The sequence below is a fragment of the Anaeromyxobacter sp. SG66 genome (assembly GCF_022690805.1).
Lineage (GTDB): Bacteria > Myxococcota > Myxococcia > Myxococcales > Anaeromyxobacteraceae > Anaeromyxobacter > Anaeromyxobacter soli.
Genome location: NZ_JALCZC010000054.1, coordinates 1 through 26,660, shown reverse-complemented (window position 1 = coordinate 26,660; position 26,660 = coordinate 1). Strand labels below are relative to the sequence as shown.

The 26,660-nt window shown below is 73.6% G+C and carries 29 protein-coding genes; 16 read left to right on the top strand and 13 right to left on the bottom strand.

All coding sequences use genetic code 11. From position 1 onward, the window contains the following. Positions 1 to 610, bottom strand: a 610-nt coding sequence (locus MNZ39_RS15000; RefSeq protein ID WP_305037335.1) for a hypothetical protein, incomplete at its 3' end; no start/stop codon positions are given. A gap of 135 nt (positions 611 to 745) precedes the next feature. Here MNZ39_RS15000 and MNZ39_RS14995 point away from each other — a divergent pair. Beyond that, positions 746 to 1,543: a hemerythrin domain-containing protein gene (locus MNZ39_RS14995; protein ID WP_242339887.1), complete on the top strand. Its 798-nt coding sequence runs from the start codon at positions 746 to 748 to the stop codon at positions 1,541 to 1,543. A 170-nt stretch (positions 1,544 to 1,713) separates the two neighbouring features. Then, a complete protein-coding gene (locus tag MNZ39_RS14990; protein WP_242339886.1) occupies positions 1,714 to 1,899 on the top strand; it encodes a hypothetical protein in 186 nt (61 codons plus the stop codon). A 29-nt stretch (positions 1,900 to 1,928) separates the two neighbouring features. On the opposite strand, the gene MNZ39_RS14985 is transcribed toward MNZ39_RS14990, so the two are convergent. Continuing rightward, positions 1,929 to 2,387 carry a hypothetical protein gene (locus MNZ39_RS14985; RefSeq protein WP_242339885.1) on the bottom strand — a complete coding sequence of 153 codons (459 nt, stop codon included), beginning with the start codon at positions 2,385 to 2,387 and terminating at the stop codon, positions 1,929 to 1,931. 155 nt (positions 2,388 to 2,542) lie between these two features. Here MNZ39_RS14985 and MNZ39_RS14980 point away from each other — a divergent pair, with 155 nt between their 5' ends. The 8 genes from MNZ39_RS14980 (at position 2,543) to MNZ39_RS14945 (ending at position 8,509) form a co-directional block, all read left to right on the top strand. Further along, positions 2,543 to 2,992 carry a hypothetical protein gene (locus MNZ39_RS14980; protein WP_242339884.1) on the top strand — a complete coding sequence of 150 codons (450 nt, stop codon included), beginning with the start codon at positions 2,543 to 2,545 and terminating at the stop codon, positions 2,990 to 2,992. Positions 2,993 to 3,070: 78 nt separating this feature from the next. After that, entirely contained in the window at positions 3,071 to 3,565 is a 495-nt protein-coding gene (locus tag MNZ39_RS14975) for an asparaginase domain-containing protein (protein WP_242339883.1), read from the top strand. A gap of 49 nt (positions 3,566 to 3,614) precedes the next feature. After that, positions 3,615 to 4,514 (top strand): glutathione S-transferase, encoded by a 900-nt coding sequence (locus MNZ39_RS14970; RefSeq protein WP_242339882.1) that lies wholly within the window; start codon positions 3,615 to 3,617, stop codon positions 4,512 to 4,514. A 111-nt stretch (positions 4,515 to 4,625) separates the two neighbouring features. Further along, positions 4,626 to 4,892, top strand: a complete 267-nt coding sequence (locus MNZ39_RS14965) for a hypothetical protein (protein ID WP_242339881.1) — start codon at positions 4,626 to 4,628, stop codon at positions 4,890 to 4,892. Between the two features lie 57 nt (positions 4,893 to 4,949). Next, positions 4,950 to 6,050, top strand: a complete 1,101-nt coding sequence (locus tag MNZ39_RS14960) for a winged helix DNA-binding domain-containing protein (protein WP_242339880.1) — start codon at positions 4,950 to 4,952, stop codon at positions 6,048 to 6,050. 74 nt (positions 6,051 to 6,124) lie between these two features. After that, positions 6,125 to 7,387: a type II restriction endonuclease gene (locus MNZ39_RS14955; protein WP_242339879.1), complete on the top strand. Its 1,263-nt coding sequence runs from the start codon at positions 6,125 to 6,127 to the stop codon at positions 7,385 to 7,387. A 128-nt stretch (positions 7,388 to 7,515) separates the two neighbouring features. Further along, positions 7,516 to 8,034 (top strand): polymer-forming cytoskeletal protein, encoded by a 519-nt coding sequence (locus MNZ39_RS14950; RefSeq protein ID WP_242339878.1) that lies wholly within the window; start codon positions 7,516 to 7,518, stop codon positions 8,032 to 8,034. A gap of 34 nt (positions 8,035 to 8,068) precedes the next feature. After that, positions 8,069 to 8,509: a hypothetical protein gene (locus tag MNZ39_RS14945; RefSeq protein WP_242339877.1), complete on the top strand. Its 441-nt coding sequence runs from the start codon at positions 8,069 to 8,071 to the stop codon at positions 8,507 to 8,509. Between the two features lie 127 nt (positions 8,510 to 8,636). On the opposite strand, the gene MNZ39_RS14940 is transcribed toward MNZ39_RS14945, so the two are convergent. Further along, on the bottom strand, positions 8,637 to 9,002 hold the full coding sequence (locus tag MNZ39_RS14940) for a hypothetical protein (protein ID WP_242339876.1): 366 nt from the start codon (positions 9,000 to 9,002) through the stop codon (positions 8,637 to 8,639). Between the two features lie 228 nt (positions 9,003 to 9,230). On the opposite strand from MNZ39_RS14940, the gene MNZ39_RS14935 reads away from it, so the two are divergent. Beyond that, positions 9,231 to 10,130: a hypothetical protein gene (locus MNZ39_RS14935; RefSeq protein WP_242339875.1), complete on the top strand. Its 900-nt coding sequence runs from the start codon at positions 9,231 to 9,233 to the stop codon at positions 10,128 to 10,130. Positions 10,131 to 10,403: 273 nt separating this feature from the next. Here MNZ39_RS14935 and MNZ39_RS14930 read toward each other — a convergent pair whose 3' ends face one another. From MNZ39_RS14930 to MNZ39_RS14900, 7 genes are all read right to left on the bottom strand, one after another. Then, a complete protein-coding gene (locus MNZ39_RS14930) occupies positions 10,404 to 10,994 on the bottom strand; it encodes a hemerythrin domain-containing protein (protein ID WP_242339874.1) in 591 nt (196 codons plus the stop codon). Positions 10,995 to 11,104: 110 nt separating this feature from the next. Beyond that, positions 11,105 to 12,808 (bottom strand): nickel-dependent hydrogenase large subunit, encoded by a 1,704-nt coding sequence (locus MNZ39_RS14925; protein ID WP_242339873.1) that lies wholly within the window; start codon positions 12,806 to 12,808, stop codon positions 11,105 to 11,107. Then, positions 12,805 to 14,022 (bottom strand): NrfD/PsrC family molybdoenzyme membrane anchor subunit, encoded by a 1,218-nt coding sequence (nrfD, locus tag MNZ39_RS14920; RefSeq protein WP_242339872.1) that lies wholly within the window; start codon positions 14,020 to 14,022, stop codon positions 12,805 to 12,807. The genes MNZ39_RS14925 and nrfD (MNZ39_RS14920) overlap by 4 nt, the downstream gene beginning before the upstream one ends. Beyond that, positions 14,019 to 14,900, bottom strand: a complete 882-nt coding sequence (gene hybA / locus MNZ39_RS14915; protein ID WP_242339870.1) for a hydrogenase 2 operon protein HybA — start codon at positions 14,898 to 14,900, stop codon at positions 14,019 to 14,021. The genes nrfD (MNZ39_RS14920) and hybA overlap by 4 nt, the downstream gene beginning before the upstream one ends. A 3-nt stretch (positions 14,901 to 14,903) precedes the next feature. Then, a complete protein-coding gene (locus MNZ39_RS14910; RefSeq protein ID WP_242339869.1) occupies positions 14,904 to 16,013 on the bottom strand; it encodes a hydrogenase small subunit in 1,110 nt (369 codons plus the stop codon). A gap of 248 nt (positions 16,014 to 16,261) precedes the next feature. Beyond that, positions 16,262 to 17,467, bottom strand: coding sequence for an NrfD/PsrC family molybdoenzyme membrane anchor subunit (nrfD, locus tag MNZ39_RS14905; protein WP_242339866.1), 1,206 nt, complete (start codon positions 17,465 to 17,467; stop codon positions 16,262 to 16,264). A gap of 399 nt (positions 17,468 to 17,866) precedes the next feature. Further along, positions 17,867 to 18,847 carry an OmpA family protein gene (locus MNZ39_RS14900; RefSeq protein WP_242339864.1) on the bottom strand — a complete coding sequence of 327 codons (981 nt, stop codon included), beginning with the start codon at positions 18,845 to 18,847 and terminating at the stop codon, positions 17,867 to 17,869. Between the two features lie 130 nt (positions 18,848 to 18,977). Here MNZ39_RS14900 and MNZ39_RS14895 point away from each other — a divergent pair, with 130 nt between their 5' ends. From MNZ39_RS14895 to MNZ39_RS14875, 5 genes are all read left to right on the top strand, one after another. Then, positions 18,978 to 19,601 carry a 1-acyl-sn-glycerol-3-phosphate acyltransferase gene (locus tag MNZ39_RS14895; protein WP_242339862.1) on the top strand — a complete coding sequence of 208 codons (624 nt, stop codon included), beginning with the start codon at positions 18,978 to 18,980 and terminating at the stop codon, positions 19,599 to 19,601. Positions 19,602 to 19,758: 157 nt separating this feature from the next. After that, positions 19,759 to 20,499, top strand: a complete 741-nt coding sequence (locus tag MNZ39_RS14890) for a DUF4440 domain-containing protein (RefSeq protein WP_242339861.1) — start codon at positions 19,759 to 19,761, stop codon at positions 20,497 to 20,499. Positions 20,500 to 20,665: 166 nt separating this feature from the next. Continuing rightward, positions 20,666 to 21,121 carry a polymer-forming cytoskeletal protein gene (locus MNZ39_RS14885; protein WP_308197064.1) on the top strand — a complete coding sequence of 152 codons (456 nt, stop codon included), beginning with the start codon at positions 20,666 to 20,668 and terminating at the stop codon, positions 21,119 to 21,121. A gap of 171 nt (positions 21,122 to 21,292) precedes the next feature. Further along, positions 21,293 to 23,035, top strand: a complete 1,743-nt coding sequence (locus tag MNZ39_RS14880; protein ID WP_242339859.1) for a hypothetical protein — start codon at positions 21,293 to 21,295, stop codon at positions 23,033 to 23,035. A gap of 170 nt (positions 23,036 to 23,205) precedes the next feature. Then, the gene (locus MNZ39_RS14875) at positions 23,206 to 23,793 is read left to right on the top strand and encodes a hypothetical protein (protein WP_242339857.1); all 588 of its coding nucleotides are present in this window, start codon (positions 23,206 to 23,208) and stop codon (positions 23,791 to 23,793) included. A 75-nt stretch (positions 23,794 to 23,868) separates the two neighbouring features. Here the strand turns inward: MNZ39_RS14875 and MNZ39_RS14870 are convergent, their stop codons facing one another. From MNZ39_RS14870 to MNZ39_RS14860, 3 genes are all read right to left on the bottom strand, one after another. Beyond that, positions 23,869 to 25,518 carry a hypothetical protein gene (locus MNZ39_RS14870; RefSeq protein WP_242339855.1) on the bottom strand — a complete coding sequence of 550 codons (1,650 nt, stop codon included), beginning with the start codon at positions 25,516 to 25,518 and terminating at the stop codon, positions 23,869 to 23,871. 17 nt (positions 25,519 to 25,535) lie between these two features. Next, a complete protein-coding gene (locus tag MNZ39_RS14865) occupies positions 25,536 to 25,865 on the bottom strand; it encodes a hypothetical protein (protein WP_242339853.1) in 330 nt (109 codons plus the stop codon). 123 nt (positions 25,866 to 25,988) lie between these two features. After that, the coding region (locus MNZ39_RS14860; protein WP_242339851.1) for a CheB methylesterase domain-containing protein at positions 25,989 to 26,660 on the bottom strand (672 nt) is incomplete at its 5' end.

The following is a 26,660-nucleotide window of genomic DNA, read 5'->3' as shown; positions in this document are numbered from 1 at the left end:
CGGAGGCCTGCGGCGCCGGGGCGGCGTCCGCGTGCGCCTCGCCGGCCGGCGCGGACCGGCGCGACTCCGGGGAAGCGCCGGCGCGGCCCTCGTCCTCGAGCGGCTCGGCGCGGCGGAGCGGCGCGACGGGGCGGAGCTCGCGCTCGGGGAAGACCGCCACCCCGACGACGCCGACGTCGCGCGCATCGCCGGTGAGCGCCGCGTACGAGCGCGGCACGCTCGAGAAGCGGAACGCCGCGACGGACTCGCGGCTCGTCCGGAACCCGTCGATGGCCACCTCGGACCAGCCCTCCACGAGGTACCCCCGCTTCGTCCACGTCGCGGGACGTCCGTCGATCACGTCGCGGCCGTCGACCGACACGACCACCTCCACGCGGCGGCCGGAGTCGTTCCGCACACGCACGAGGTACCTCCCGCCGAGCGAGCCGAGGACGTAGGTGCGCCCGCGGTGGGAGAAGGTCGGCAGCGCCCTGCCCTCCTCGTCGGTGAGCTGGATGGAGTAGGGCCCGGCCTGCGCGGGCCGCTCCGGCGGACGGGCGGTGGCGCGGGCGCCGGGAACTGCGCACAGCAGGGCAAAGGCAGCGGCGAGGACGTGTACACGGACGTGCATGGTCGGCTCCTCTCTCTCGCGAGGTGAACGGACGAGCGGGCGAAAGGATCTACGGACGCCGTCCGGGTGACACGGGGGCATGCGCGACGCGGATGACGCGTTGCGTCCGCCGGGCGAGGTGCGGACATTCGCGCCATGCCCACGCCACGCGACGCCGTAGCCGTGCTCGAGGACGATCACCGTGAGGTCGAGGAGCTCTTCCAGGCCTTCGAGCGCTCCCGGAGCGCCACGCACCGGGAGGACCTCGCCGCGAGGATCGTCCGCGAGCTCTCGATCCACGCCTCGATAGAGGAGCAGCTCGTCTACCCGCGCGTGCGGCAGGTGGTCGACGGCGCGTCCAAGGAGCCGGCGGTCCTCGTCGCCCTCGAGGAGCACCACGTCGCGAAGCTCGCGCTCACCGAGATCCGCACCCTGCGGGCGACCGACCCTCGCTTCGACGCCAAGGTCCGCGTGCTCATCGCGAGCGTGCGCCACCACGTCGAGGAGGAGGAGCGCGACCTCCTTCCTGCGATGGAGCGCGCCTACACGACGGAGGAGCTGCGAGAGCTCGGCGCCGCGCTCGAGCGCGCGAAGCGGATCGCTCCGACGCGGCCCCATCCCTTCGCGCCGGACGAGCCGCCCGGCGCCATGTTCGCAGGGCTCGCCGCCGGCGCCCTCGACCGCAGCCGCGACGGCCTGGCCCAGCTCGTCGACATGGCGGTGGACATGAGCCGGCAGCTCGTGGACTCGGCGCTCCGCCGTGGCGAGGACGCGGTGCGCCGCGCGCGCGGGCGCCTCACGCGCAGGCTCGAGGAGGCGCGGGCGGAGGTGCAGCCCGAGGCGGTCGAGCGGCGGATACGGCGCGGCGTGCGCGCGGCCCGGCGCGCTCAGCAGCGGATCGGCGAGGGCGTAGAGGAGGTCGGTCGCGAGCTCCAGCCGGAAGCCGCGCAGTAGCGTCGCGCGCCCGCGCCCGGGGTCCGACCGCGCCCTACCCGGCCGCGCCTCGGCGCACTCGCGCGCCCTTGTGGCTCCTCGGCCGCCCGTGCGAGGTTCCCGGCCCGGCTGCCCGCCTCACGGTGCAGCCGCGTCCTCGTTCCTCGCCCGGGAAGGGCTCCGGAGCCCGCATGAAGACCCTCGTCGCCTCCGTCATGGCCGTCGCGCTCCTCGGAACCGGCTGCATCGTCCACGGCGGCCCGGTCTACCGCCGGTCCAGCAGCGGCGCCGTGGCTGCGCCCGCGAAGAGCTGCCCGCCCGGTCACCGCTGGAGCGACGGCCGCTGCCACTCCAAGGGCAAGGGGCACGACCGGTAGCGCGGCAGCGCGCCGCCTACGGGGTCGGCTCAGCCGGTCGCGCCGCGCCAGCGGAGAAAGGCCGCGGACCGCCTCCGCGCGCGCGCACGCCACAGCTGCGCGAGCGAGAGCGCGAGGCCCGCGGCGAGGAGCACGAGCATCCCGCGGAGATACGCGTCGTTGATGGGGGTGCGCGGCGCGAGCCCGAGCGCGAGCGCCCCGAATCCTGCGAGCGCGCCGGTGAGCGCGACGAGCTGCGCGGACACGGCGGCGCGCCAGCAGCGCCACGAGCCCGCGAGCAGCGAGTAGCCCGCCCACAGGAGGACGAGGCCGCAGAGCCCCTCGACGACGGTGGCGAGGGGGATGGGCGGCTCCTCGATCCGGAGGGCGCCGAGCGCGAGCGGGTGCCCGTGGTGGGCAGCGGCGAAGACGAGGAACGTCGTCGCCTCGGCGACCAGGATGAGGCCGAACAAGGCGGCCCCGGGCGTCGTCCGGCGCGGTGTTGCCATCCCTCCTCCTCCCCGAGCCGGCTCCTGGAGCGCGAACGGCTCGCCTGGAGATCGTAAGCACGACGCGCCGCGTGGGACCCGGGAGGTCGCCCGGCGCCCGTGGCCCAGGCGATCGGGGAGACGGCCGGTGCATGGGGATGTGCTAGCGTCACCGCGTGCTCCGCCGCCCCCCGCAGAGCGTCGTCCTGGCGATCGCCTCGGCCGGCGTCGTCGGCGCCGAGGCCCTGGCGCTGGGCGTCTGGTGCGTCCGGCTCCTCGGGCAGGGTGAGGCGATGCTGCGCTCCGCCGCGACCGCGGTCCTGTGCCTCCTCGTCGCGGGCGGGATCGTCGCGTTCATCCGCGGTGCGCTCCTCCAGCGCCCCGACGTCCGCATGACTGCGGTCGGCTGGACCATGCCGATCGCGGCGTGCCTGGGCGTGTTCGCGATGCTCATCGGGCTCGTGGCCGCGCTGCTCTCGGCCCGCACGGCCGCGCTCCCCCTGCTCGCGTTCGCGCTCGTGGTGGTCCTGCCGATCGGGACGATCGGCGTCGCGCTCCTGCGCCCGTCGGCGCGCGCGTGGTTCGACGCCGGCGCCGAGCGGGAGAGACGGTCCCGCCGCGCCTGAGGCCCCGGCTGGCCTGGTCGTCTCGTGCGGCTGGCGGCCCCCCGTGCGCCTGTCCGCGTTCCGCAATATCCTGCGGGCATGGCGACCGAGCCCATCCGACTGTTCGTGACCGGCGGCACCTTCGACAAGGAGTACGACGAGCTGACCGGGCGCCTGTACTTCAAGGACACGCACGTCCACGAGATGCTGCGGCTCGCGCGCTGCCGCGTCGAGACGCGCGTGCGGACGCTCATGATGATCGACAGCCTCGACATGACCGACGCGGATCGCCGCGCGATCGTCGAGAACTGCCGGAGCGCCGCCGAGCAGCGCCTCGTGATCACGCACGGGACGGACACCATGGCCGAGACCGCCCGCGCGCTCCTGGACGCGGGGCTCGGCAAGACGATCGTCCTGACCGGCGCGATGGTCCCCTACGCGTTCGGCTCCTCGGACGGGCTCTTCAACCTCGGCAGCGCGATCTCGTTCGCGCAGGTGCTGCCGCCCGGCGTCTACGTCGCGATGAACGGCCGCGTCTTCCCGGGCGACCACGTCCGGAAGAACCGGCAGAGCGGCATCTTCGAGGAGGTGTGACCCGCCCGGGCGCTCGCGCCCCGGAGCCGCCCGAGGGAACGTCCGGGCCATGGCTCCTTCCGAACCGCGATGGGAACTCCTCTACTGGCCGGGCCTCCAGGGCCGCGGCGAGTTCGTCCGGCTCGCGTTCGAGGACGCGGGCGTCCCGTACGACGACGTGGGGCGCATGCCCGACTCGGAGGGCGGCGGCGCCGCCGCGATCGAGCGGCTGCTCGAGGAGCCCGGGCCGTGGCTCACACCGCTCGGGCCCCCGGCGCTCCGGCACGGCGAGGTCCTCGTCGCGCAGACCGCCGCGATCCTGCAGTACCTCGCGCCGCGCATCGGCGTCGTCCCGGAGGACGAGGCGAGCCGGCTGCGCGCGCACCAGATCCAGCTCACGATCGCCGATCTCGTCGCCGAGACCCATTCCACGCATCACCCCGTCGCGACCTCCCTCTACTACGAGGCCCAGCGGCGCGAGGCGAAGCGCAACGCGGAGGCGTTCGTGCGCGAGCGCATCCCGCTCTTCCTGCGGTACCTCGATCGCGCGCTCGACTCGAACCCCGCCGGCGGCGGGAGGTGGCTCGTCGGGAGCGACTGCAGCTACGCCGATCTCTCGACGTTCCAGATCATCGCCGGGCTCCGCTACGCGTTCCCGAACGCGATGCGCCAGCACGAGCGGAGCTTCCCCCGGCTCGCCGCCCTGCACGACGCCGTCGCCGCGCGACCGCGCATCGCGGCGTACCTCGCGTCCGACCGCCGCCTCCCTTTCAACGAGTGGGGCATCTTCCGGCACTACCCGGAGCTCGATCTCGGAACCGCGGCCCGGACCGGCCGCGCGCGCGCCCGGAAGGCGGGCCCGAAGAAGGCCGCAGCCCGCTCGAAGATCGTGCGCCGCGCGCCCGCCGGGAAGTCTCGCGCCGCTGCGACCGTCCGCGGCAAGGGTCGGAAGCCACGGCGGGAGGCGTGAGGCGGACCGGGCGGGCGGACCCGCGCGAGGGACCCCATTCGAACTCTTTCCGCGCAGTGACGTTCGCGGCCAACTCACCACCTCGAAGGCCACCCGAACCCGGAGTTGACCATGAAGCGGATCGCCCTCGCCCTCCTCCTCGGCTCGCTCGCCACCCCCGCCCTCGCCGCGACGAAGACCTACCAGGTGACCGGTCCGGTCCTCGAGGTCACCGAGGACAGCGTCACCGTCCAGAAGGGCAAGGAGAAGTGGGAGATCGCCCGCACGCCCGACACGAAGATCACGGGCGAGGTGAAGAAGGGCGAGAAGGTGACGGTCGAGTACCGGATGACGGCGACCAGCGTGGAGGCGAAGCCGGCGGGCAAGGCGAAGAAGTAGCGCGCGACGTTCGGTGAAGGTGCGGCGGCGGCGCGGGCGCGCCGCTATCTTCCTCGCGTGCCCGGCCGCCCGCTCTCGCTCCGCGCCCTGAACCGCGCCACCCTCGCGCGCCAGCTGCTCCTCGCCCGCCAGCGCGTCCCCGTGCTCCGCGCCATCGAGCGGCTCGCCGGCCTGCAGGCGCAGCTCGCGCGACCGCCGTTCATCGGCCTCTGGTCGCGGGTCGAGGGGTTCCGCCGCGAGGAGCTGAGGCGGCTCGTCGCGTCGCGGGCGGTGGTCCGCGGGCCGCTCATGCGCGCGACGCTCCACCTCGTCACCGCCGCGGACTTCCTCGCCTTCCGCGGTCCCCTCCAGCCCGCCCTGGACGCCGCGTCCAGGATCGTCGCGGACCGCCTCGTGAACGTGGACCTCGCGCGGGTGATCGCCGCGGCCCGCGCGCTTTTCGAGGAGGAGCCGCGGACCTTCGACGAGCTCCGGCCGCTGCTCGGCGCGCGGTTCCCGGGGGTGGACCTTCGCGCGCTGGCCTACGCCGTGCGCACCCAGCTCCCGCTCGTGCAGGTCCCGAGCGAGGACGCGTGGGCGTTCCATGGCTCGGGGCGCTTCGCGGTGGCGGAGGCGTGGCTCGGTGAGGCGATCCCGGACGAGCGCTCCCCGGAGGCGCTCGCCGTCCGCTACCTCGCCGCGTTCGGCCCCGCGACCGCGGCGGACCTGCAGGCGTGGTCGGGCCTCGGGAGGCTCGACGGCGCGCTCGCGGCGATCCGGCCGAAGCTGCGGAGCTTCCGCGACGAGGACGGGCGGGAGCTCCTCGATCTCCCCCGCGCTCCCCGTCCGCCGGAGGACACGCCCGCGCCCGTGCGGTTCCTGCCGGAGTGGGACAACCTGCTGCTCGCCCACGCCGACCGTCGCCGCGTCGTGGCCGAGGCGCACCGGAAGGCGCTCACCACGAAGAACCTGGTCGTGCCTCCGACCTTCCTGGTGGACGGGTTCGCCGCCGGCAGGTGGCGGATCGCGGGCACCGGCAAGCGCACGAAGCTCGAGCTCGAGCCGTTCGCGCCGCTGCCGAGACGCACGCGGGACGCGCTCGAGGAAGAGGGCGAGCGGCTCGTCGGGTTCGTGGTGAACGACGAGGAGGCGGCTCGCGCGCGGGGGCGGCGGGGGTGACCGCGACCTCGACCGCCGGCGCGCGCTCCGGCGACCGTCATCGCAATGGCGCGCGTGAGAAGTAGACTCCCGGAATGACCACCTCCCCGCTCCGCGACCTCGTCGCACGCTGGCGCGACGATCCCGGCGGCACCTACCGCACCTGGTTCACGTGGGACGAGCGGCTCAAGAACTTCCGCTCCATTCGCCGCGGCATCGAGAAGGTCGTCGCGGAGATCGAGGCGGGCGCGTTCGGCAACGTCTACAAGGGCTCGTCCCTCGAGACCGCCGTCGGCGCGATCGCCGAGCAGCGCCAGATCTTCAAGGGCGCCGACCACGCGTTCCTTTGGAAGCCCAAGCTCCGCATTCCCGACATCTACGAGGACCGCGAGAACCAGCTCGCTTTCGGCCGGTTCCTCGGTGCCTGCCTGTGCTGCGGCGGCGAGGAGGCGCTGCTCGCCGAGGTCCGCCGGCTCGCCGCTCGCCGGATCAAGGGGCTGGGCCCCGCCGCGGCGAACCTCCTCTACTTCCTGCACCCCACGCTCGCGCTGCCCTTCAACACCGCCATCGTGAACGGCTACAACGCGCTCGCGGGCGCGAAGGTGAAGCTCGGGCGGTGGGACGACTACCTCGCGCTCCGCGAGGGCGCGCTCCGGCTCGTGGCCGAGCACCGGGACCTCCTCTCGAACGACCTCGGCGCCGTGGCAGGCCTCCTGTTCGACGTCGGCTCGGGCCGCTACCGCGCGCCGCCGCGCGCCGACGACGCAGCCGCGCTCACCGCCTGGCAGGCGGATCTCGCGAAGGTGCGCGAGGAGAGCGCGAAGGAGCGGAAGACGCGGGAGGCCGCGTCGGCAGGCGACCGGACTCACACCGAGATCCAGGCCTGGCTGCGCGACCTGGGGCGCGCGCTCGGCTATGGGGTGTGGATCGCGTCGAACGATCGAAACCGGCCCTGGGGGGATGGCCGCCTGTGCGATGGATGCCTCGCGGAGCTGCCGCCGTCACTCGCGGGCGGCGCCGGATCGGGGTTCATCCCGCTCATCGACGTCCTCTGGCTGGAGCCAGGATCCGGCCGCGTCGAGGCTGCCTTCGAGGTGGAGCACACCACGACGATCCAGACGGGCGTGATGCGCATGCTCGATCTCGCCGAGACGCAGGCGGGAGGCCTCCGCGGGATCTTCCTGGTCGCGCCGGACGATCGCGAGGACGACGTGCGGCGGCAGCTCTCCCGCCCGGCGTTCCGACGGATCGGCGAGCTCGACGTTCGCTGGCTCCCCTACGGCGAGCTCGCGCGGAACCGGGAGGCGATGGCGCGGTTCGGGACCGGCCTGAAGGCAGTGGCGAGGCGGCTCGGCTGAAGGGCGGTGGAACGTCCAGGCGCGCGAGCACGCTCCTCGAGCCGGGATCGACCCTCGTCTGGGTGTGAACGTCGCGGGCGAAATATCGCTGTCGGACCCGCGTACGATTTCTCGCCCCGGAGGTCCCCATGCGCGTATTTCCGATCGTGGCGTCCCTCGCTGTCACCATGCCCCTCGTGCTCGCCGTCGCGCCCGCAGCCGCGATCGCCGCCGACACGAAGCGCAGCTGCGACGTGGAGATCACCGGCAAGGACGAGATCGTCCGGAGCGGCGACGTCGTGGTCTCCGCCGGCGAGCACCCCCGGCACGTCGTCGCGCTGAGCGGGAGCGTACGCGTCAAGAGGGGCGCGACCGTCGACGAGGCCGTCGCGCTCGGTGGAGACGTCGTCATCGAGAGCGACGCTGCGGTCACGGGCGACGTCACCGCCGTGGGCGGGAACGTCCGCCTCGAGAAGGGCGCGCGCGTCGAGGGGAACGCGACCACCGTCGGCGGCAAGCTGCTCGTCGCGCAGGGGGCTGCGCTCCAGGGGGAGCGCCACTCCGTGGAAGCCATGATCGACGGGGAGAGCCTGGCGCAGCGCGTCGTCGGGGCCGTGTCGGCCGCGCTGCGCGACGCGGACTGCCACGTCCGGATCCGCAAGGAGTAGGGGCCGCACGCGCGCGGCGTGATAGGACCGTCGCATGCCGCTCTTCTCGCGCCGCCTGCCGCACGTCCTCACGCAGAAGGATCTCGTCCTGCTGCTCGCGCCGACCTATGCGGCGGCGCGCAGCGTGGACGAAGAGGAGGCACAGGACCGCCTCGCGCAGGCGCTCGCCGTGCCGGCGGCGCTGGACGACGTGTACCGCGGGTTCTCGGAGGCGCTCCGCGCGCTCCAGGGCCCGCGGACGACCGAGGACCAGCTCATGGACAAGCTCTCCGCGGGCGTGCTCGCGCGCCGCGCGCGCGCCAAGCCTGCCCCGGCGACGCCGGCCGTCTCGGCGGTGCTCGTGCGGCTCGACCTCGAGATCGGCCTCGCCGCCGAGGCGATGCGCGGGACGCTCGCCACGCCGCGCGGCAAGGCGCTGCTCGACGAGGGGCTGCGTACGCTCGGCGCGCACGTCGTGAAGGATTTGCTGAAGTAAGAGGCACGTTCACCGGCCGACGCGCCCCCGCGACCCCAGAGCGACCGCCCGACGACGGCCCGGCTGAGGACGATCGGGCGCCGAGTGGCGCGAGCGCGGCCGGGAGGTCGACCGCGCTCGCGAGCCGCTACTTCCCGCCGTGCTCCTCGTGAAGCTTGCGAATCTGCGCCTCGCTGAGCTTCGTCAGCTTCACCGCCTTCGCGTCCTTCCGCTCGGCCTCCGGCACCTTGTTGATCGCGTCCTCGGGGCTCTTCGCCTCGGTGGTGAGGTACATCGTGTGGTCGCCCGACATGCAGCCCCACTCCGCCTTGCCGAGCAGCTTCTTGTCCTTCGCGACCTCGTCCATCCGCGCGAGGCACTCCTCCGGCGTGTGCTTCACCGTCACGAGGTACTTGCCCTTCCCCTCTCCTGCCATCGTGGTGTCGGCCGCCAGGCTCGGCGCCGCCGCGATGAAGAGCGCCGCGATCGTCGTCGTCCACAGGGCGAGCTTCATGAGCGTCTCCTCCTTTCACGCGCCCCCATACGCCTCCCTCCCGCCCGGCGCACGCCCACGACCGCGACGCCCGAAGGGCTGGGAGGCGCCTGGAGCGTGCACCCGACCGAGAGTACCGCTCCGCGGACCGACCGCCCGCGGCGCGGTCTCTCCTGCCGACCGCTCCTCCGAATGGCTCGCAACAACATGTCCCGGCGGCGGCACGATGCCTGCTTTGCCGCCGTTCTCATGACTGCTCCTCGCCGCGTTTTGCCAGGCACCGTCTACCTGATCACGCGGCGCTGCTCGGAACGCCGCTTCTTCCTTCGCCCGTCCAAGATCATCAACGAGATCTTCCTCTACGTCCTCGCCCTCGCAGCCCGTCGCCACGGCGTCCTCGTCCACGTGTTCTGCGTCCTCTCCAACCACGCGCACCTCATCGTCACCGATCCCGAAGGACGCCTCCCGGCTTTCATGCAGTACCTGGACTCTCTCGTCGCACGCGCGGTGAACGCCTCGCTCGGCCGCTTCGAAAGCTTCTGGGCGACCGACGGGAGCTACAGTGCGGTCGAGCCGCTCGATGCTGAGGACGTCCTCGCGAAGGCTGCGTACGTGCTCGCCAATCCCGTCGCCGCCGGACTCGTCAGGCGGGGCGCGGAGTGGCCGGGTCTCTGGACTGCCCCAGAGCAGATCGGGACCATCAAGCTCGTGGCCCGAAGGCCGAGCTTCTTCTTCGACCCCAAAGGCTACCTCCCGGAGACTGTCGAGCTCGAGCTCTCAGCCCCGCCGGGCTTCGCCTCTGCGGACGAGTTCCGTGCCTCGCTCTCGGCCGCCGTGCAGGAGCTCGAGAAGAGGCACCACCAGGAGATCGCCACCAAGGGCCGCCGGTTCGTCGGCGTCACGCGGGTGCTGGCGCAGAACCCGTTTGCGAGCCCGCCTGCCGGAGAGCCTCGCTTCGAGCTCAAGCCCCGGATTGCCGCGCGCGACAAGTGGAAGAGGATCGAGGGCCTCCTCCGCCTCCGGTCCTTCCTCGTCGAGTACCGGCAGGCCTTGGTCGAGTGGAGCTCGGGTGTGCGGACCGTGGTCTTCCCCGCCGGCACCTACCACCTGCGCCTTTTCCACGGCGTGCGGTGCGCCGGCGCAGCGTAGGATCCGCTCTCGCTCACGGACTCAGTGGGTCGGTTCCGCGCGCTTCCATGGCAGGGGTGCGCGCGCAGCCAGCGAAACTCGCGTCCACAGCCCGAAAGCGCGTCGAAACGTCACTCGCAGGCGGGCGTGAGTCGCCGGACTGCCTAACCATGACGCCGAGATTGCGCATCGAGCGCCCTCTCCTGCCGTATCCGCCGCTGGTTACTCTCGGTCTGGCCGAATACTCTCGAATACTCTCGGTCTGGCCGAACGAAGCGAAGCGAAGCGAAGAGGTCAGCGCGAACCCCTCGCCCTGACCGCGTCTCCCACCAGGAGCGCCGCCGGGTAGAACACCTGCTCCTCGGTGCGCGCGTGGAGCTGGAGGTCCTTCGCGAGCTGCTCGACCTTCGCGTTCCCCGCCTTCCTCGCCGTGGCCTCGAGCTTCTCCGCCGCGGCGCCGATGGCCTCGTGCTCCTTCAGCATCTTCGGGAGCTCCTCGCGGAGCGCGTCGGTGAGCTTCAAGACCTCCGCCATCTTCGCGTCGTACTTCCCGGCCGCGAGCGGCTCGAGCAGCGCGAGGGGCGGAAGCGCGATCTCCTCCTCCCGGACGAAGTGCGGGTGGAGCACCTCGGCGAGCGCTCGCGCGGCCTGCCCGACCGCCGCAGGTGCCTTCGTCGCGCGCACGAGCTCCTCGTGGATCTTCGCGTGCTCTGCGCGCATGGAGTCCGGGATCTGGAACGGCGCCGCTGCGTGAGGTGCCTCGGCCTCCTGCCCGTGCTGCGCAGCGGCCGGTCGCGCGTGCGCGGCGGCCGCCAGCACGAGGGCAGGAGCGATCGACGTCCAGGAGAGCAGCCGGCGGGCTCGAACGGGCTTCCCATCGCGCATGGCAGGACCTCCGCGTGTCGTGTAACCACACGGCGCCCACGGGCGCGCGGATCCTTGCCGCACTCCGACGAACGAACCGACGTGGGTGAGCGCGGCCGGTCGGTGACGCCCTACCCCACCCTGACCGTCCCGAGCTCGGTCCCTTCCCCGTCCACCGTGTGGACCGCGCAGGCGAGGCATGGATCGAAGGAGTGAATGGTCCGCAGCGCCTCGAGGGGCAGCTTGGGGTCGGCGATCGGATTCCCGACCAGCGCCGCCTCGTACGGCCCGGCCTGCCCCTTCCCGTCCCTCGGCCCGGCGTTCCAGGTCGACGGCACCACCGCCTGGTAGTTCTTGATCGCGCCGTCCTCGATGACGACCCAGTGCGACAGCGCCCCGCGCGGCGCCTCGTGGAACCCGAACCCCCGCACCTCGTTCTTCGGGAAGGTCGGCGCGTTGAACACCGCCGTGTCGCCCCGGCCGATGTTCTCGACGAGGAGCTGCCAGTGCTTGAGGGCGAGCTCGGCGAGGACCGCGGTCCGGATGGCGCGCGCGGCGTGGCGGCCGAGCGTGGAGTGGAGCACGGCCGGTGTGAGCTTCGCGCCCGCCACCGTCCCGGCCACGTCGAGGCAGCGGTCGGCCCAGAAGCGGATGCGCGGGTGGCCGAGCGCGTAGCCGACGAGCACCTGCGCCAGCGGACCGACCTGCATCGGCCTGTCCTGGAAGCGCGGCGCCTTCACCCACGAGTACTTCCCCTCCGGCTGCCAGTCCTGGACCTTCGGGACCGTCTCCTCCGCGAACGGACTCTTCTGCCAGTCCCCTTCGTAGAACGATCGCGCGATCGACTCCGTGACGTTGTCGCGGAAGTACGGATCGCTGAACGAGGAGAAGGGCCGCGCGGTGGAGAGGTCGCCCGCCATGATCGTCCCGCCGGGCAGATCGAACTTCGTCCCGGGCGCGTCGATGGGCAGGTCGGGGACGGAGAGGTAGCTCGTCACGCCCGCGCCGTGGCGCAGCCAGTCGGGGTACATACCGGCCACCGCGCAGACGTCGGCGAAGTACGCCTGGTGCACGAACGCCTGCACCTCCTCGAGCAGCGTCTTCACCTGGTACAGCTTCTCCATGTTGAGCGCGGCGGGGCTGTCCAGGTTGATCGCGTTCGCGACGCCGCCGACGGCGAGGTTCTGGATGTTGGGCGTCTTGCCGCCGAGGATCGCGACCGCCTGGTTCGCCTTGCGCTGCACGTCGAGCGCCTGCAGGTAGTGCGCGACCGCGAGGAGGTTCACCTCCGGCGAGAGGCGCATCGCCGGGTGACCCCAGTAGCCGTTCCGGAAGATCCCGAGCTGCCCCGCCTTCACGAAGCCGTCGAGCTTGGCCTTCACGGCCGCGAGGGCGGCCCGCGAGTTCCCCGGCCAGGACGAGAGGCTCCCGCCGAGCGCGGCGGCCTTCGCCGGATCGGCCTCGAGCGCGCGCGTCACGTCCACCCAGTCGAGCGCGGAGAGCTGGTAGAAGTGCACCACGTGGTCGTGCAGCGCGTGGGCGGCGACGAGCAGGTTGCGGATGAGCTGCGCGTTCAGCGGGATCGGCAGCCCGAGCGCGTTCTCCACCGCGCGCACCGACGCGATCGCGTGGACAGTCGTGCACACCCCGCAGATGCGCTGGGTGAACACCCACGCGTCACGGGGGTCGCGGCCCTTCAGGATGAGCTCCATCCCGCGCCACATCGTGCCGCTCGACCAGGCCTTGCGGACGGCGCCGCCGTCCACCTCGATGTCGATGCGCAGGTGCCCCTCGATCCGGGTGACCGGGTCGATCGTGATGCGCTGGCTCGTCATGATGCCGCTCCTTCCTGGACCCCGGCGGGCAGGCGCTCCGCCGCGGCGACGCTCACGCCGGCGAGGATCGGGAAGCGCCGCACCGCCACGATGTAGAGCATCGTCTCGGTGGCGATGAAGCCGAGGGTGATGAGGATCTCCCCGAGCGACGGGAAGTACCGCCAGCCGTGGCCCGGCTGAAAGGCGACCAGGAACGCGTCGATGCGGTAGAGCGCGCCGCCGGCGAGCGCGAGGAGCGCCGCCTGGAGCTGGGTGACCGGGCTCGCGTGGACCCACTGCTGCAGGAAGAGTCCCGCCGCGGAGAGGAGGAGCAGCGTCTCGGCCCAGAAGAAGAACGACAGCGTCCCCGAGGTGACGGTGAGGCCCAGGCGCCCGGCGCCCATCAGCCCGGCGAACCGCACCGCGACGAAGGCGAGGATCACGCCCGCGATGAACACGCCGAGCGAGCCGAGCAGCCGCGTCTCGAGCGGCCGCCCGAACGCGGCGCTCGAGAAGATCGTCTCGAAGTACAGCACGGCGTAGCCCATGCCGAACGCGGTGAGGAGGAAGAGCAGCGGCAGCGCGCCGGTGTGCCACAGCGGGTGGACCTTCGTGCCGGCGACGACGAGCAGCGAGCCGAGGCTCGACTGGTGCATCGTGGGGAGCACGAGCCCCAGCGCGATCACGAAGGGCAGCGCGCGCGAGAGCCGCGGCAGCCAGCGCGCCGCGAACGCCTCGCGCCGCAGATGCCTCCCGCGGGCCCAGCGCTCGAGCAGGGCCGGCGAGAGCTCCACGAGGAGCACCGCCAGGTACGCCATGATGCAGAGCGCGACCTCGAGGAGGATCGAGCTCGTGTTCCAGCGCCACGGCATGAGCGGGACCTTCCACAGCGCCCAGTAGCGGCCGACGTCGAACATGACCGCGATGCCCGCGACGGAGTAACCGAGCGCGCTCGTCAGGATCGCCGGCCGGACGAGCGGGTGATAGCGGCCGCGGTTCAGGACGAAGACGAGGAGCGCGATGGCGTACCCGCCGCTCGCGAGCCCGGTCCCCACCACCACGTCGAAGGCGATCCAGAGCCCCCACGGATAGCCGTCGTTCATCGCGGTGACCGCGCCGAGCCCCCGCGTGAACCGCACGACGCCGACCGCGGTCGCCGCGGCCCACAGGACCAGCATGACCTTGAAGGTCGGCGTGAGGAGCCGCCCTCCCACCGCGCGCGCTCCCGACGTCATGGCTCCTCCTCCCCGCCGCCGCTCGCGCGCCGGTTGCGCCAGGTGACCCAGGCGAGCGCCCCGAAGAGCGCCACCGGCGCGACGAAGCCCTGATAGATGCCGTGCTGGATCGTCTCGCCGAGCGCGGGCACCGGCTCCGGCCCCAGGGCTGGCAGGCCGAGCGCCGTGAACGGCAAGGCGGAGAGGACGAGCACGCCCGTGCCGCCCCCCTCGCGCTCGCCGTACACCCCGCCGCGGTAGCGCCCCGGCTCCGCGTCGAGCCGCCGGTGCGCCTCGGCGCGAAGCTCGGCGCGCGTGCCGAACACCACCGCGTCTCGCGGACAGGCCTCGGCGCAGGCCGCGCCCTTGCCCTCGCGCCAGCGGTGCCGGCAGAGCTCGCACTTCACGATGCGCGGCGTCGCGGACGACCACTGGAAGCGGGGCACGTTGAACGGGCAGGCCACCTGGCAGTAGCGGCAGCCGACGCAGCGGTCCACGTCGTACGCCACCACGCCGCGCTCGCCCTTGTGGAGCGCGCCGAGCATGCACACGGAGACGCAGGCGGGGTCCGCGCAGTGCATGCACTGCGCCTTCACGTACGCGTCGCCCGGCCCGTCGCCCGTTCGCTTGATGATCGTGAGCGTCCGGTCGTTCAGATCGAGCGGCGCGTCGTAGGGCGCGCCGTCCACGAGCTTCACGTCCTCCGGGAGGGCGTTCGCCTCGCGGCAGCGCGCGACGCAGCCGCGGCAGCCGACGCAGCGGGTCGAGTCGAAGAGGAGCCCGAGATCGTCCCCGTGCGGCGGCTTCGGGGCGCGGGCCGAGGCGGGCGCGGGGGCCGCGGCCAGCGCGGCGGCGCCGCCGAGCGTCCCGAGGACGGTGCGTCGGGAGACGGTCGGCATGGCCTACTCCTCCTTCGGCGGCTCCCGGGGCTCCTGCCCGGCGAGCTTGCGCGACGAGACGTAGCCCGCGGCGGCGAGGCCACCGACGAGGAGCCCAGCCACGCCCGCGGAGACCGCGCTCACCTCGCCGCGCTCCGGCGAGATCCCCGGGTACGCCATCGGTCCGGTCGGCTTCTGGACCTCGACGGTCGTGTGGAGCGGGACGCGGAACGCGATCTGCTGCTCGGTGCAGCCGACGCAGGGATGGCCGATCCCGATGGGCCAGGCGCCGGGCACCTCGCAGAACGGGAGGAGAGAGCAGTTCGCGTGCGTCTGCGGTCCCTTGCAGCCGAGCTTGTAGAGGCACCAGCCGTTCCGGTGCCCCTCGTCCCCGAACGTCTTCGCGAACCGCCCGGCGTCGAAGTGCGGCCGGCGCGGGCAGTCCTCGTGGATGACGCGGCCGTAGGCGAAGCTCGGCCGGCCCTTGCCGTCGAGCGCGGGGAGCGTGCCGAACGTCGCGAACTGGAGCACGGTGCCGAGGAGGTTGTAGGGGTTCGCCGGGCAGCCCGGCAGCGTCACGACGGTCTTCCCCGCCAGCACCTCCGGCGCGCCGGTCGCGCCGGTCGGGTTCGGCGCGGCCGACGGCACACCGCCCCACGACGCGCACGAGCCGATCGCCACGATCGCCCCGGCACGGCCCGCGACGGTGCGCGCGATCTCGAGCGCGGTGCGGCCTGCGATGGTGCAGTAGCGCCCGCCCTCGCGCGTGGGGATCGCGCCCTCGATGACGCACACGTACTTGCCGTCGTTCTCCGCCATCGCCTTCGCGAGCGCGTCCTCCGCCTGGACGCCGGCGGCGGCGAGGAGCGTCTCGTGGTAGTCGAGCGAGACGAGGTCGAGGATGAGCGCCGCGACGTCGGGGTGGCTCGTGCGCAGGAGCGACTCGGTGCAGCCGGTGCATTCCTGGAAGTGGAGCCAGATGACGGAGGGCTTCTTGCCCTTCGCCACGTCGTCCGCCATGCGCTCGCCCGCCCACGCCGGCAAGCCCACCGCCGCCGCGGCGGTGGTGCAGACCTTCATGAAGTCTCGCCGTGACAGCGAGGAGGTCTCCGCGACCGAGGTCGGGTGCGGCATCGCGCCCTCCTTCCCGCGGGGTGTCCGCGGATGGGTGCGATGATGGGCGCCGTTTTCCGACGCCAACCTTGACCTCCGTCACTCAACGCAAAGAACGCGCGCATTTGTTGCGTTCGTTCGGAATCTCGCGAGGTTGGGCAGTGCGCAAAAATGAGTAGAGCTGCGGATGAACCGCGCTGCCGGACACGACTCTGACCCCTTCGCGTCAGCGCGACGCGGGCGGCGCCGGCGGCCGATCGCCTCGTCACTCAGGCGTGCGCGCGCAGCCGCTCGGCCTCCGGCCGCCGCTCCGCGGCGCGGGCGACGCCGCTCAGGATGGGCAGCCGCTTCACGAGGACGACGTACAGCGCGACGCCTGCGGCGGCGAGGCCGACCGAGAACACGATCTCGGCGAGCGAGGGGAAGTAGCTCCACCCCATACCCGGCGTGAACGCTCCGAGGTAGACGTCGAACCGGTACATCGCCCCGGCCGCGACCGCGAGCTGGGCCGCCCAGAAGAGCAGGCCGGGGTCCTCGCGGTACGAGCGCCGGAGCACCCGCACCGCCGGATACGTGAAGAGGCCCAGCTCGACGAGGAACAGCACCCCGCGCCAGCCGGTGACGTGCCGCAGCGCGCCGCTCGCGGCGAGGTCCCCGACCCGGAGCGCGACGAAGGCGAACGAGAGGGCCGCCATGACGAGCGCGAGCGAGCCGCACAGCCGGACGTCCCGCGTGCGCCGCCAGGCGAGGTGCGAGAGCGTGTCGATCACGATCACGGCGCCGAAGCCCATGCTGAGGCAGGAGAGCAGGAACAGCGCGGGCAGCCAGCCCGTGTACCAGAGCGGGTGGAGCTTCGTCGGAGCGAAGAGGAAGAGCGCGCCGAGGGACGACTGGTGCATGAAGGGCAGCACGATCGCGAGCGCGAGGAGGAAGGGGAACATCCGCTGGAGGCGCGGCAGCACGCGCGCGGCGAGCCGGCCTCGCGCGCCCGGCGCGTCGCGCCAGCGCTCGAGCAGCACGGGCAGCACCTCGAGCCAGAGGACCGCGCAGTAGGCGACGACGCAGAGCGCGACCTCGAGGAGCACCGAGCGCACGTTCCAGCGCGTCGGGACGGCGAGCCCCCACACGCTCCACCAGCGGCCGAGATCGACGAGCACGGAGAGACCGGCGAGCGTGTAGGTGATCGCGCCGGTCAACACCGCGGAGCGCACGAGCGGGTGGTGACGGCCGCGGTTCGCGACGTGCGCGACGAGCGCGAGGCCGAGGGCGCCCGCGCCGACCCCGGTGAAGGTCACGACGTTGAGCGGCTTCCACAGCCCCCACGCGAAGCCGTCGTTCAGCGCGGTGATCGACCCGAGCCCGGCGAACAGCCGGATCGACACGAGGACCGACGCGGCGGCGGCGAGGGCGAGCGCGAGCTTCGTGCCGCGGGTGAGGAGCGGGCCTGCGACGGGAGCCACGGATGCGTGGGCCATGTTCCACCTCCCCGCTCCGGAGGGAGCGGTGAGGGGCCCGCAGCGGCGGACGGCCCCGGGCGGCTGCCGGCCCCGAGCCCTCCGCATCGCAAGGCCGGCGCCAAGGCGCGGACCGGCCGCGCGCCGCACCGAACGCGCGACTGGCGCGCGAATCCTTCACCCGGCGCCGCGCGCGAGCGAGGGGACCCGCCCCGGGCTGTTGCCGTGCTCAACGGCCGGCCGCGGGCAACCGCGCCGAAAGTCGAGGCGAATCGAGGATGACCGGCGGCGATCGCGAGGACCGTCGCGATTCTCCACGGCCGTCGAATCCGTGCACACCCTGGGGAGGGCCCGCTCACCTCTTGGACGGACCCGGACGCGGGAGCTCAGTCGCCGAACCCCGCCTGCGAGCTCGCCGGGTCAGCGCTTCGTCCGGCTCGCCGCCGCGCGCTTGTGGGCCGCCGCCGTCGCCGGCGCGGCTCGCTTCGGCGCCGCCGCCGGCGTCGTCGCCGCGGCGATCTTGCGGGGCGCGGCCGCCGGAGCAGCGGCCGCAGCGTTCCCGGCCGCCGCGAGGGTCGCCTTCCGATCGGGATCGATCTCCGGCGTGAGCAGGATCTCGATGCGCCGGTTGCGCGCGCGCCCGCTCGCGGTCTTGTTCGCGGAGATCGGATCGAACTGCGAGTGCGCCGCGGCGACGAGGCGGCGGCCGGGGACATGGGCGCGCTCCTCGAGGAATCGCACGACCGTGATCGCGCGCGCGGCGGAGAGCTCCCAGTTCGTCGGGAAGCGGTCCGCGAGCCGCGGGGAGATCGGCAGGTCGTCCGTGTGCCCGGACACCTGGATGCGCTTGTCGGCCAGGCGGGCGAGCACCGCTCCCACGCGGGAGAGCACCTCCTCGCCCTGCGTGGAGATCGACGCCTCGCCGACGTCGAAGAGGATCTCGTCGACCATGTCGACCTTGATCCGCCCCTGCTCCTGCGAGAGGCGGATGTTCCCCTTCTCGATCTCCGCCTTCATCTTCTCCTGGAGCTCGTCGAACTCGCCGCGGAGCGTCGCGATCTGCTCGTCCTTCGCCTGCACGTCCTGCGAGAGCTCGGCCTTCGCGGTCGTGAGCTCCTGCTTCTCGATCTCCGTCTGCCCGAGCCGCTGCGCGAGGTCCGCCCGCTGGGCCCGCGCGTCGTCGAGCTCGGCCCGGACCCCCTGGAGGCGCTGCGCCGCGGTGGCTGCCTCGTCGCGCGCGAGCTGGAGCCGGTAGAGGAGCCAGCCCGCGACGCCCGTGCCGGCGAGGAGCGTGAGGACGAGCAGCACCCACGGTGCGCGGCTCGGGCGCCTCGCCTCGACGCGGTCGAGCTCCATCACGTCGCGCGTGTCGAGCAGCTCCGCCTCCTCGAACTTCGGCATGCAGCGCTCCCTTTCGCCGGGGGAAAACGGAGGATTCTTCCACCGAGCGTCAGGAGGCGGGCAAGCGCCAGGGTGGCCGCGCCTACCACACGGCTTGTAGGCAAGGGCGTCCCGTGTCACGCTCGGTTCGTTGCGACACCCACGACCCGCGCCCACAGCGCGCCCCGACTCCCCGTCACCCACCGTCGCCGCCCGCGTCGCGCGCGCGCTGCTCGCCGCGGCCGGCTGGCGCACCGACATCCGCTGGCCGCCGGTCCCGCGCTGCGTGATCGTGGTGTACCCGCACACGTCGAACTGGGACTTCGTCGTCGGATACCTGGCCCGGCTCGCCTCCGCGCTCCCGGTCACCTTCGTCGGGAAGCACACGCTGTTCCGCTGGCCCTTCCGCGGGCTGCTGCGGCGGATGGGCGGCATCCCGGTGAACCGCGCCGATCCCGCCGGGATCATCGAGCTGCTCGAGGGCGAGCTCGCGCGCTGCGAGCGGCTGTTCCTCGCCATCGCGCCCGAGGGCACCCGCTCGTACACCGATCACTGGAAGTCCGGGTTCTACCGGATCGCGCTCGCGACCGGCGTCCCCGTCGGCCTCGCCTTCATCGACTACCGCACGCGCACCGTGGGCCTCTCGGAGTACCTGCCGCTCACCGGCGACGAGGAGGCAGACCTCGCGCGGATCCGCGCCTTCTACGCGGACAAGACCGCCAAGCACCCCGAGCAGGCGAGCGAGATCCGCTTCCGCTCCGCGCGAGCGCGCTGAGCCGCGGCCGCGGCCGCTGGATCTCCCCGGGCGACCGGCCGTGCGCCGGCCGAGCGACCTCACCGATGGGGAGACCGCCGCAGGGAGGTGCCACGCCCGCTCGCGCCCGTTACTCGGGGTGCACGACCCGTGTCATCCACGGAAGGAGCCGTTCATGATGAGCCCCGTTCGTTTCCTGGCGCTGCTGTCCCTCCTCGTCCCCATCGCCGTGCTCGGCCAGGGGGCGGGCACCCCGCCCGCGCCCACCCGCCCATCGCCCTCGACCCCCGAGCCCAGCACTCCTCCGCCCGGCAGCGCCGAGCCCGCCACCCCCGCGCCCGGCACTCCCGCGCCCGGCGCCGCCGAGCCCAGCGCTCCGGCGCCCAGCGCCGCAGAGCCCGCGCCGTCGCACGGGAAGGACATGGGCGAGGCGATGGCGGGCTGGACGCCGCGGAAGGTCACGCCGGCGCAGGAGAAGCAGGGCCAGACGCAGATCACGGCGCTCCTCAAGAAGCTGCAGCAGGCGAGCCAGAAGGGCGAGCTCGACGCGGCCGCCGCGCTCGTGGACTTCCCGGTGCTCATGGTCACCGACAACAAGGCCGGCGACGGCGTCGGCGGGCCGTGGAACGAGGAGCAGTGGCGGAAGATGATGGAGCCCGTCTACGGGAAGCCGATGAAGGACCTGAAGATGACTCACGCCCCGAAGATCTTCCTCGTCTCCGACGCGCTCGCGACGGTGGACGACAACTGGACGATGACGATGGGCAAGAAGAAGACCACCGGCCGCAGCGCGCTGCTCCTCGTCCGGAAGGGCGGGGAGTGGAAGATCAAGGCGATGATCGAGGGCGGCTGGGGGGACATGCCGGGCGTCTCCGAGGGGCAGGGCGCCCCGGCGGGGAGCGACACCGGCACGAAGTAGCGCACACGCTTTTCAGAGCGAGCGCGAGGGGCGCGGGCGCGGGGTTCCGCGCCCGTGCCTCCCTCGGGTCTCTTCCGGGAGGGGCGATCGAGCGAGCGCGGGAATGCTCGCCGTCGCCCGGGTGTAAGTGGTGCGTCGCAGCACCCACCCCCGAGGAGCCCACCTGATGTCCATGATCAAGCGCGACGATCTCGCCGCACCGCCGAACCCCATCGCCAACGGCCCCAGCGCGGCGCCCACCGGCTCGAGCGATCTGCTCCTCGGGGCGGGGGCCGAGTTCGAGGGGAAGCTGACGTTCCGGGGCACGGTCCGGATCGACGCGCTCTTCAAGGGATCGATCGTGACCAACGACGTGCTCGTCGTCGGCGAGCACGCGCGGATCGACGCCGAGATCACCTGCGGGACGGTCGTCGTCCTCGGGGAGGTGAACGGCGACATCCACGCGAAGACCGGCGTCGAGCTCCACCGCGCCGCGCGCGTTCGGGGCAACGTCGACACCGCCGCGATCGAGGTGCAGAAGGGCGCGCTGCTGCAGGGCTCGGTGAAGATGACGCCGGGCGGCTCGAGCGAGAAGCCCGCGCCCGTGAAGTCCACCCCCGCCCCCGCCCCGGCGAAGCAGTAGCGCCCCGCGGGCGCGTGCAGTGCACGCACCGTGTACGCGCCCGCAGCCGCGCGACCGGCCCCCGCGCCGGGTCGTGAACGTCCGCTGACGCCTCCCACGCGTCCCCACATTGACCGTCCGCTCACCGTCCCGTACGGAAGGGCGTTCACGATGTGAGAAGGGACGGCGTTCATGCGCGAGCTGGCGATCCACCCGCAGGCCCCCGGCACGGATGCGCTGCCGGTCGATGCCGCGTCGCTCTACCCGGAGCCCGATGGCTTCCTCGGCCGGCGCGCCAAGGCGCAGCGGGCGAAGCTCGTGGACGGCATCGCGGGCGTCCTCCGCACGGCGCTCGCGCCGGGCGAGACGATCCGCTACGCGGCGCGCGGCATGCGCTACTTCCTCTTCGAGTACGCGTTCGGCGGGGCCCCGGCGTACGTCCACAACATCACGGCGCTCGTGCTCACCGACCGGCGCCTGCTCCTCGTCCAGCTCGACGGCCGCGGCCGGCCCGGCGACATCAAGAACCAGGTCCCCCTCCCCGCCCTGCGCGGCGCGGGCCGTCACCTCCTGTCGGGCTGGCGCATCCGGCTCGCCGACGGCTCGTGCCTCAGGTTCGTGGGGTTGAGGGCCGCGGACCGCAAGCGGCTCGAGGCGCTCCTCCCGCCGGTGGACGGACCCAAGGCCGCGGAGCCCTCGCTCCAGCACCTCTGCCCCGCCTGCCTCGGCGTCGTCGCGGGACCCGTCGGCGCGATCGCGACGTGCCCCTCGCCCGCCTGCCGGATCCCGTTCCGCGATCCCGAGAAGGCGGCGCGGCTCTCGACCTGGGTGCCCGGCCTCGGCGACCTCTACCTGCGCCACCACCTCTTCGGCGCGCTCGAGTTCCTGGGCTCGATGGCCATGCTCGGCCTGGGGCTCGCGCTCCTCGCCGACGCGCTCGCGAACCGCGAGGCGGAGAGCCTTGGCCTCGCGGCGCTCATGCTCCTCTTGCTCATCGGCGTGCCGCGCGTGATCGACCGGCGTCTGACGCGCCACATGGGCAGGAAGGGGCTCGTCCCGCTCGCGCTGGCGCCGGCGCCCGGCGCCCAGGCGCGGAACCTCCCCTCCTTCCCCCGCTGGAGCCCGCTCCTCTTCGCCGCCGGCATCGCGATCGCCGGCGGGCTGCTCGCGCTCGCCGGAGGCGACCTCCGCCACGACGGCGCCGCGCGCGAGGCGAGCCGCCTCGCCTCGCAGGGCCGCTTCGACGACGCGCTCGCCCGCTGGCATTCGCTCGAGGCCGGGGGCGGCGTCGACGAGGCGCGCCGGATGCGCTTCGTGCTCGCGCTCATGGAGGCGGGCGATCTCGCCGACGCGGACCGCCTCCGCGGCGACCTCGACGGTACCCCGGTGGACGCGGGGCTCGTCGAGCGGCTCGAGGCGGCGATCGCGCGCGAGGACGCGGCGCTCACCGACTACGGCGAGGGCGTCGCGGCGCTCGTGAAGGGCGACGAGGCCACCGCCTGGCCGAGGCTCGATCGCGCCTTCGAGTACCTGCGCGGCGTGAAGCGCCCGCACCTCCCCGCCAGCCGCGCCGAGCTGCACGCGCACCTCGCCACCCAGCTCCTCGCGGAGCCGCTCGCGGACGGCGACGTCGCGGCCGCGCCCCGCTGGATCGACGGCGCCGCCGGCGCCCCCGCCGCGGAGCTCGCGGTCGTGAAGGCCGCCTACCACTCCGCGCGCGACGAGGCGGACGTCGCCCGCGCCGCGCTGGCGGGCGCGGACGTCCGGGCGCTCTCGGCCGACTTCCAGCTCCTCGCCCTCGAGGCACGCGCCCGGCTCGCCACGAGCGACCCCGCGCGCGCCGAGGTTCGCGCGGCAGCGCGGGCGCTCCCGCGCGAGCAGCTCTCCGAGGAGGACGCGCCGCGGCTCGACGCGCTCATCGGGGACGCGGAGTAACCCGCCGCCGGGCGGGGCCTCACCTCGCGGCGGCGCTCGAGCCGACCCGGGCCAGCGCGGGCGAGGTGCGCGAGGCGCCCACCTCGTCCGCGGGCCTCCTCCACCCATCGTCAATCCGCTGCGACGTCACGGTGCGTGATAGGATCCGCGGCCTCTCCGGAGAGGTCCCCATGCGCAAGAAGCTCCTCCTCGCCCTCCTCTCGCTCCCGCTCCTCGCCTTCGACTGCGGCGGCGGCGACTCGCAGCCCGCGCCCGGCGGTTTCGGCTGCAGCCTCCAGGTCCGCGGCGCCGTGACCGAGGACCTCTGGTGCATCGCGACCGCCTACGACTACTCGTCCATGCCGAGCATGCCGACGAACGAGTGGGTCTTCATGCTGGTCGCCTACCGGGGACAGCCGGTGGCGGGCAGCGCGCTGCCGGAGCCGGCTGCCCAGGTCGGGTTCTTCCTCACGGGCCGGCCGGCGCTGAACCAGCCGTACGGATGGTCCGCGACCGCGACCACGGTGGACAGCGGCACCGCCACGCGCGGCACGGGCTCGGTCCAGGCGGGCACCTACGCGGAGACGCACGAGGCGCTCGCCCCGCTCGATCCGCTCGACCCGAGCTCCGGCACGGGCGCACTCGCGACCCGCTTCACCGCCATCCCGCCGGCGGGCGCCACCGACGCGCAGGTGCTCGCCGTGCACGGCACGCTCGAGGGCACCCTCCCCGCGCTCGACGCCGGCGGCGCGCCGGTCACGATCCGGGCGACGTTCTGAGGTCAGGACCCGTTCCCTCACCGCCCCCGCCCCGTCGCGGTCGCGGCGCTCCCTGATCCGCCCGCTCGCGGCGCCCTACGGCTGGAGCACGGCGAGCGGGTCCCCCTCCACCACCAGCGCGCCCGGGTCCGCGGGATACGCGTCCCAGCCCTCGAGCGAGTAGCCGGCGGGGATCGCGTCGCCGAGGCAGCGGATCTCCCGCGGCGGCGTGCCGATGCCGTCGCCGTCCGCGTCCGGGTACAGCACCGTCCAGCGCCAGAGCGCCACGTCGGCGTCGTCGCAGTCGTTCCCGGCGACCTTCGCGCGGTAGGGATCGGGGAGCGCGGCGCCGGCGCAGAGGCTGCCCGCGGCGCGGGTGGTGAATCCGTCCCCGTCCTCGTCCAGCCCCGCGTAGGGGAGCACCTGCCAGCGGCCCCCGTCCTCCGCCGCGCAGTCCGTCCCCGCGGCGACCCAGTCTGCCGGGAGCGTGCCCGCGGTGCAGTACAGCACGCCTTGCCCCGCGCCGACGCCGTCGTGGTCAGCGTCGGCGTAACCCCACAGCGCGCTGTGAACCGAGGGGTCCGCGTCGTCGCAGTCGAAGGGCAGGGCGGACGAGGTGGCGTAGCCCGTCGGGACGGCCGTGCCGTAGCAGAGCGTGCCGGCCGACGAGACGAAGTGCCCGTCGCCATCGGCGTCGCGATACGTGTACGCGTACTCGCGCCACCGATCGCGATCGTCCGGGGCGCAGTCGCCGCCGGTCGCGAGGTATCCCGCGGGCAGCCGGCCGGTCGTGCAGAGCGCGACGGCGGCGCCTCCCCCGACGCCATCCGTGTCCGCGTCCGCGTACCCGTACATGGCGAGGTGTGTGGCCGCGTCCGCGTCATCGCAGTCGCCGTCTCCGCGCCAGCCGGACACGTTCGAGTACGGCCATGAGAGCCCCCATCCGCTGCACACCGTGCCGCTCTCGTGGGCGGTGTAGCCGTCCTGGTCGCGATCCACGTAAACGTACGAGAGCCGCTGCCAGCGCCCGCCGTCACCCTCGTCGCAGTCGCCGCCCGTCGACGCCCAGCCGGAAGGGAGCGCGTACCCTGCGCAGACGGTGCCCGCCGGGCCCCCGTGGCCGTCCAGGTCCGCGTCGGCGAACGCCTCCGTCCAGACGAACGCCGCCGGGTCCCCGTCGTCGCAGTCCTGGCCGCTCGCGTCCATGGCGTAGCCGGACGGGAGCGCGTCGCCGCTGCAGACGACGCCCACTCCGTGAGTCGTGACGCCGTCGCCGTCGGCGTCGCGGTACAGGTACGCTCGCTCGGTCCAGCGCGCGGCGTCGTCCGGCGCGCAGTCGGTCGCCGCGTCGGCCCAGCCGGGCGGGAGGGCCTCGCCCCGGCAGATCGTCGCGAGCGAGCCGCCGCCCCACCCGTCGCCGTCCGCGTCCGGATACGCCTCGCCGAGCATCCAGCGGCGGGCGTCGCCGTCGTCGCAGTCGCTCCCGTCGACCGCCCAGCCCGGAGGAAGCGCGTCGCCGGCGCAGGTCACCCCCTCGGTCGCCGCCCCCCAGCCATCGCCGTCCGCGTCGGGGTGGGCCGTCACGGGCCGCCAGACGCTCGGGTCCGCGTCGTTGCAGTCCTGCGCGCGCACGACGCCGTCGCGATCGGCGTCGAGGGTGGCGGGATCGGAGCTGCCCGCTCCGCCGCCCCCGCAGTGGACGGAGGCGGCCGCGAGCGCGGCGAGGATCCAGGGCGTGGCGCGCATGACTTCGTCGCGCGCGCCTAGGGCGTGGCCCGCGCGAGCTTGCACACGTTCAGGTTGTAGGTCGTGGATCCCTGGATCTCGAAGAGGAACTGGCCCGGTCGCGTCATCGCGAGCAGCGCCAGTCGTTCGCACGCCGCCACGCTGTCCACTCCGGAGGAGCTGGACAAAGTCATCGTGACGGTCTGCGGGGCGCTCTCGCCGTCCACCACCCCGGTCACCTTGATCGTGGTGGAGCGGATCTCCACCGCGTCCACGGCCACGAACACGTACCGAACCGGCGCCGTCTGCGCGAGCGCAGGCATCGCAGAGAGGAGCGCGGCCGCGCCCGCGAGGAGAAGCCGCTTCATGTGAGCCCCCGGAGCCGGCCCGGCGACCGGCACGCCTCGAGTGTGGACGCGATCCTTCCGTGATTCCACACGCACAGTCAATCCCCGCGGCGCTGCTGGGACACCCGGGCTCGGGCGCCCGGATCAGACCGGGGCGCCGCCGCGCACCTCGCGCCTGGCGAGCCGGAGGATTTCCTCCGGGATCTCGTCGAGATCGAGCTCGCGGGCCGCCGCGCCGCAGTCGAGCGCGGCCTTCGGCATGCCGTAGACCACGCAGGAGGCGGCGCTCTGCGCGGCGGTGTAGCCACCCGCGGCGCGGAGCAGCGCGAGGCCCTCGGCGCCGTCGCGGCCCATCCCCGAGAGGACGATCCCGCCGCCGCGCGGCCCGAGCTCGCGCGCGAGGGACGCGAAGAGCTGCGTGCCCGAGGGCCGGAAGCCGTGCACGGGCGGCTCGTCGGAGAGCCGCACGGTACGCCCCCGGACGCCGAGGTGCCGCCCGTCAGCGCCGAGGTGGACCGTGCCCGGCGCGAGCGGGGCGCCGTCCACCGCGAGCCCGACGGCGAGGGGCGTGAGCGAGTCGAGCCAGCGCGCGAGCTCCGCCTCGAACCCCGCCGCGATGTGCTGCACCACGAGCAGCGGGATGGGGAGATCGCGGGGGAGCCGCGCGAGGATGCGGGCGAGCGCCGCCGGACCCCCGGTGGAGGCCACGAGGGCGAGCACCTCCGGCGCCACGCCCGCCTCCGGCACGGTGACCCGGGCCCGCTCCGGCGCCGGGCGGCGCGGCTCCTCGCGGCGCGGCGCGGGAGGCGGCCGCGG

Excerpts from the sequence above, each read along its gene's own strand:
- MNZ39_RS14940 (WP_242339876.1), bottom strand. The coding sequence starts at position 9,002 with ATGAAGCTCGCCCTGTGGACGACGACGATCGCGGCGCTCTTCATCGCG.
- MNZ39_RS14875 (WP_242339857.1), top strand. The coding sequence starts at position 23,206 with ATGCGCAAGAAGCTCCTCCTCGCCCTCCTCTCGCTCCCGCTCCTCGCC.
- MNZ39_RS14995 (WP_242339887.1), top strand. The coding sequence starts at position 746 with ATGCCCACGCCACGCGACGCCGTAGCCGTGCTCGAGGACGATCACCGT.
- MNZ39_RS14880 (WP_242339859.1), top strand. The coding sequence starts at position 21,293 with ATGCGCGAGCTGGCGATCCACCCGCAGGCCCCCGGCACGGATGCGCTG.
- MNZ39_RS14930 (WP_242339874.1), bottom strand. The coding sequence starts at position 10,994 with ATGCGCGATGGGAAGCCCGTTCGAGCCCGCCGGCTGCTCTCCTGGACG.
- MNZ39_RS14985 (WP_242339885.1), bottom strand. The coding sequence starts at position 2,387 with ATGGCAACACCGCGCCGGACGACGCCCGGGGCCGCCTTGTTCGGCCTC.
- MNZ39_RS14990 (WP_242339886.1), top strand. The coding sequence starts at position 1,714 with ATGAAGACCCTCGTCGCCTCCGTCATGGCCGTCGCGCTCCTCGGAACC.
- MNZ39_RS14885 (WP_308197064.1), top strand. The coding sequence starts at position 20,666 with ATGTCCATGATCAAGCGCGACGATCTCGCCGCACCGCCGAACCCCATC.
- MNZ39_RS14955 (WP_242339879.1), top strand. The coding sequence starts at position 6,125 with ATGACCACCTCCCCGCTCCGCGACCTCGTCGCACGCTGGCGCGACGAT.
- nrfD (WP_242339872.1), bottom strand. The coding sequence starts at position 14,022 with ATGACGTCGGGAGCGCGCGCGGTGGGAGGGCGGCTCCTCACGCCGACC.
- MNZ39_RS14975 (WP_242339883.1), top strand. The coding sequence starts at position 3,071 with ATGGCGACCGAGCCCATCCGACTGTTCGTGACCGGCGGCACCTTCGAC.
- MNZ39_RS14925 (WP_242339873.1), bottom strand. The coding sequence starts at position 12,808 with ATGACGAGCCAGCGCATCACGATCGACCCGGTCACCCGGATCGAGGGG.
- MNZ39_RS14950 (WP_242339878.1), top strand. The coding sequence starts at position 7,516 with ATGCGCGTATTTCCGATCGTGGCGTCCCTCGCTGTCACCATGCCCCTC.
- MNZ39_RS14935 (WP_242339875.1), top strand. The coding sequence starts at position 9,231 with ATGACTGCTCCTCGCCGCGTTTTGCCAGGCACCGTCTACCTGATCACG.
- MNZ39_RS14910 (WP_242339869.1), bottom strand. The coding sequence starts at position 16,013 with ATGCCGCACCCGACCTCGGTCGCGGAGACCTCCTCGCTGTCACGGCGA.
- MNZ39_RS14965 (WP_242339881.1), top strand. The coding sequence starts at position 4,626 with ATGAAGCGGATCGCCCTCGCCCTCCTCCTCGGCTCGCTCGCCACCCCC.
- nrfD (WP_242339866.1), bottom strand. The coding sequence starts at position 17,467 with ATGGCCCACGCATCCGTGGCTCCCGTCGCAGGCCCGCTCCTCACCCGC.
- MNZ39_RS14970 (WP_242339882.1), top strand. The coding sequence starts at position 3,615 with ATGGCTCCTTCCGAACCGCGATGGGAACTCCTCTACTGGCCGGGCCTC.
- MNZ39_RS14900 (WP_242339864.1), bottom strand. The coding sequence starts at position 18,847 with ATGCCGAAGTTCGAGGAGGCGGAGCTGCTCGACACGCGCGACGTGATG.
- hybA (WP_242339870.1), bottom strand. The coding sequence starts at position 14,900 with ATGCCGACCGTCTCCCGACGCACCGTCCTCGGGACGCTCGGCGGCGCC.
- MNZ39_RS14890 (WP_242339861.1), top strand. The coding sequence starts at position 19,759 with ATGAGCCCCGTTCGTTTCCTGGCGCTGCTGTCCCTCCTCGTCCCCATC.
- MNZ39_RS14865 (WP_242339853.1), bottom strand. The coding sequence starts at position 25,865 with ATGAAGCGGCTTCTCCTCGCGGGCGCGGCCGCGCTCCTCTCTGCGATG.
- MNZ39_RS14870 (WP_242339855.1), bottom strand. The coding sequence starts at position 25,518 with ATGCGCGCCACGCCCTGGATCCTCGCCGCGCTCGCGGCCGCCTCCGTC.
- MNZ39_RS14945 (WP_242339877.1), top strand. The coding sequence starts at position 8,069 with ATGCCGCTCTTCTCGCGCCGCCTGCCGCACGTCCTCACGCAGAAGGAT.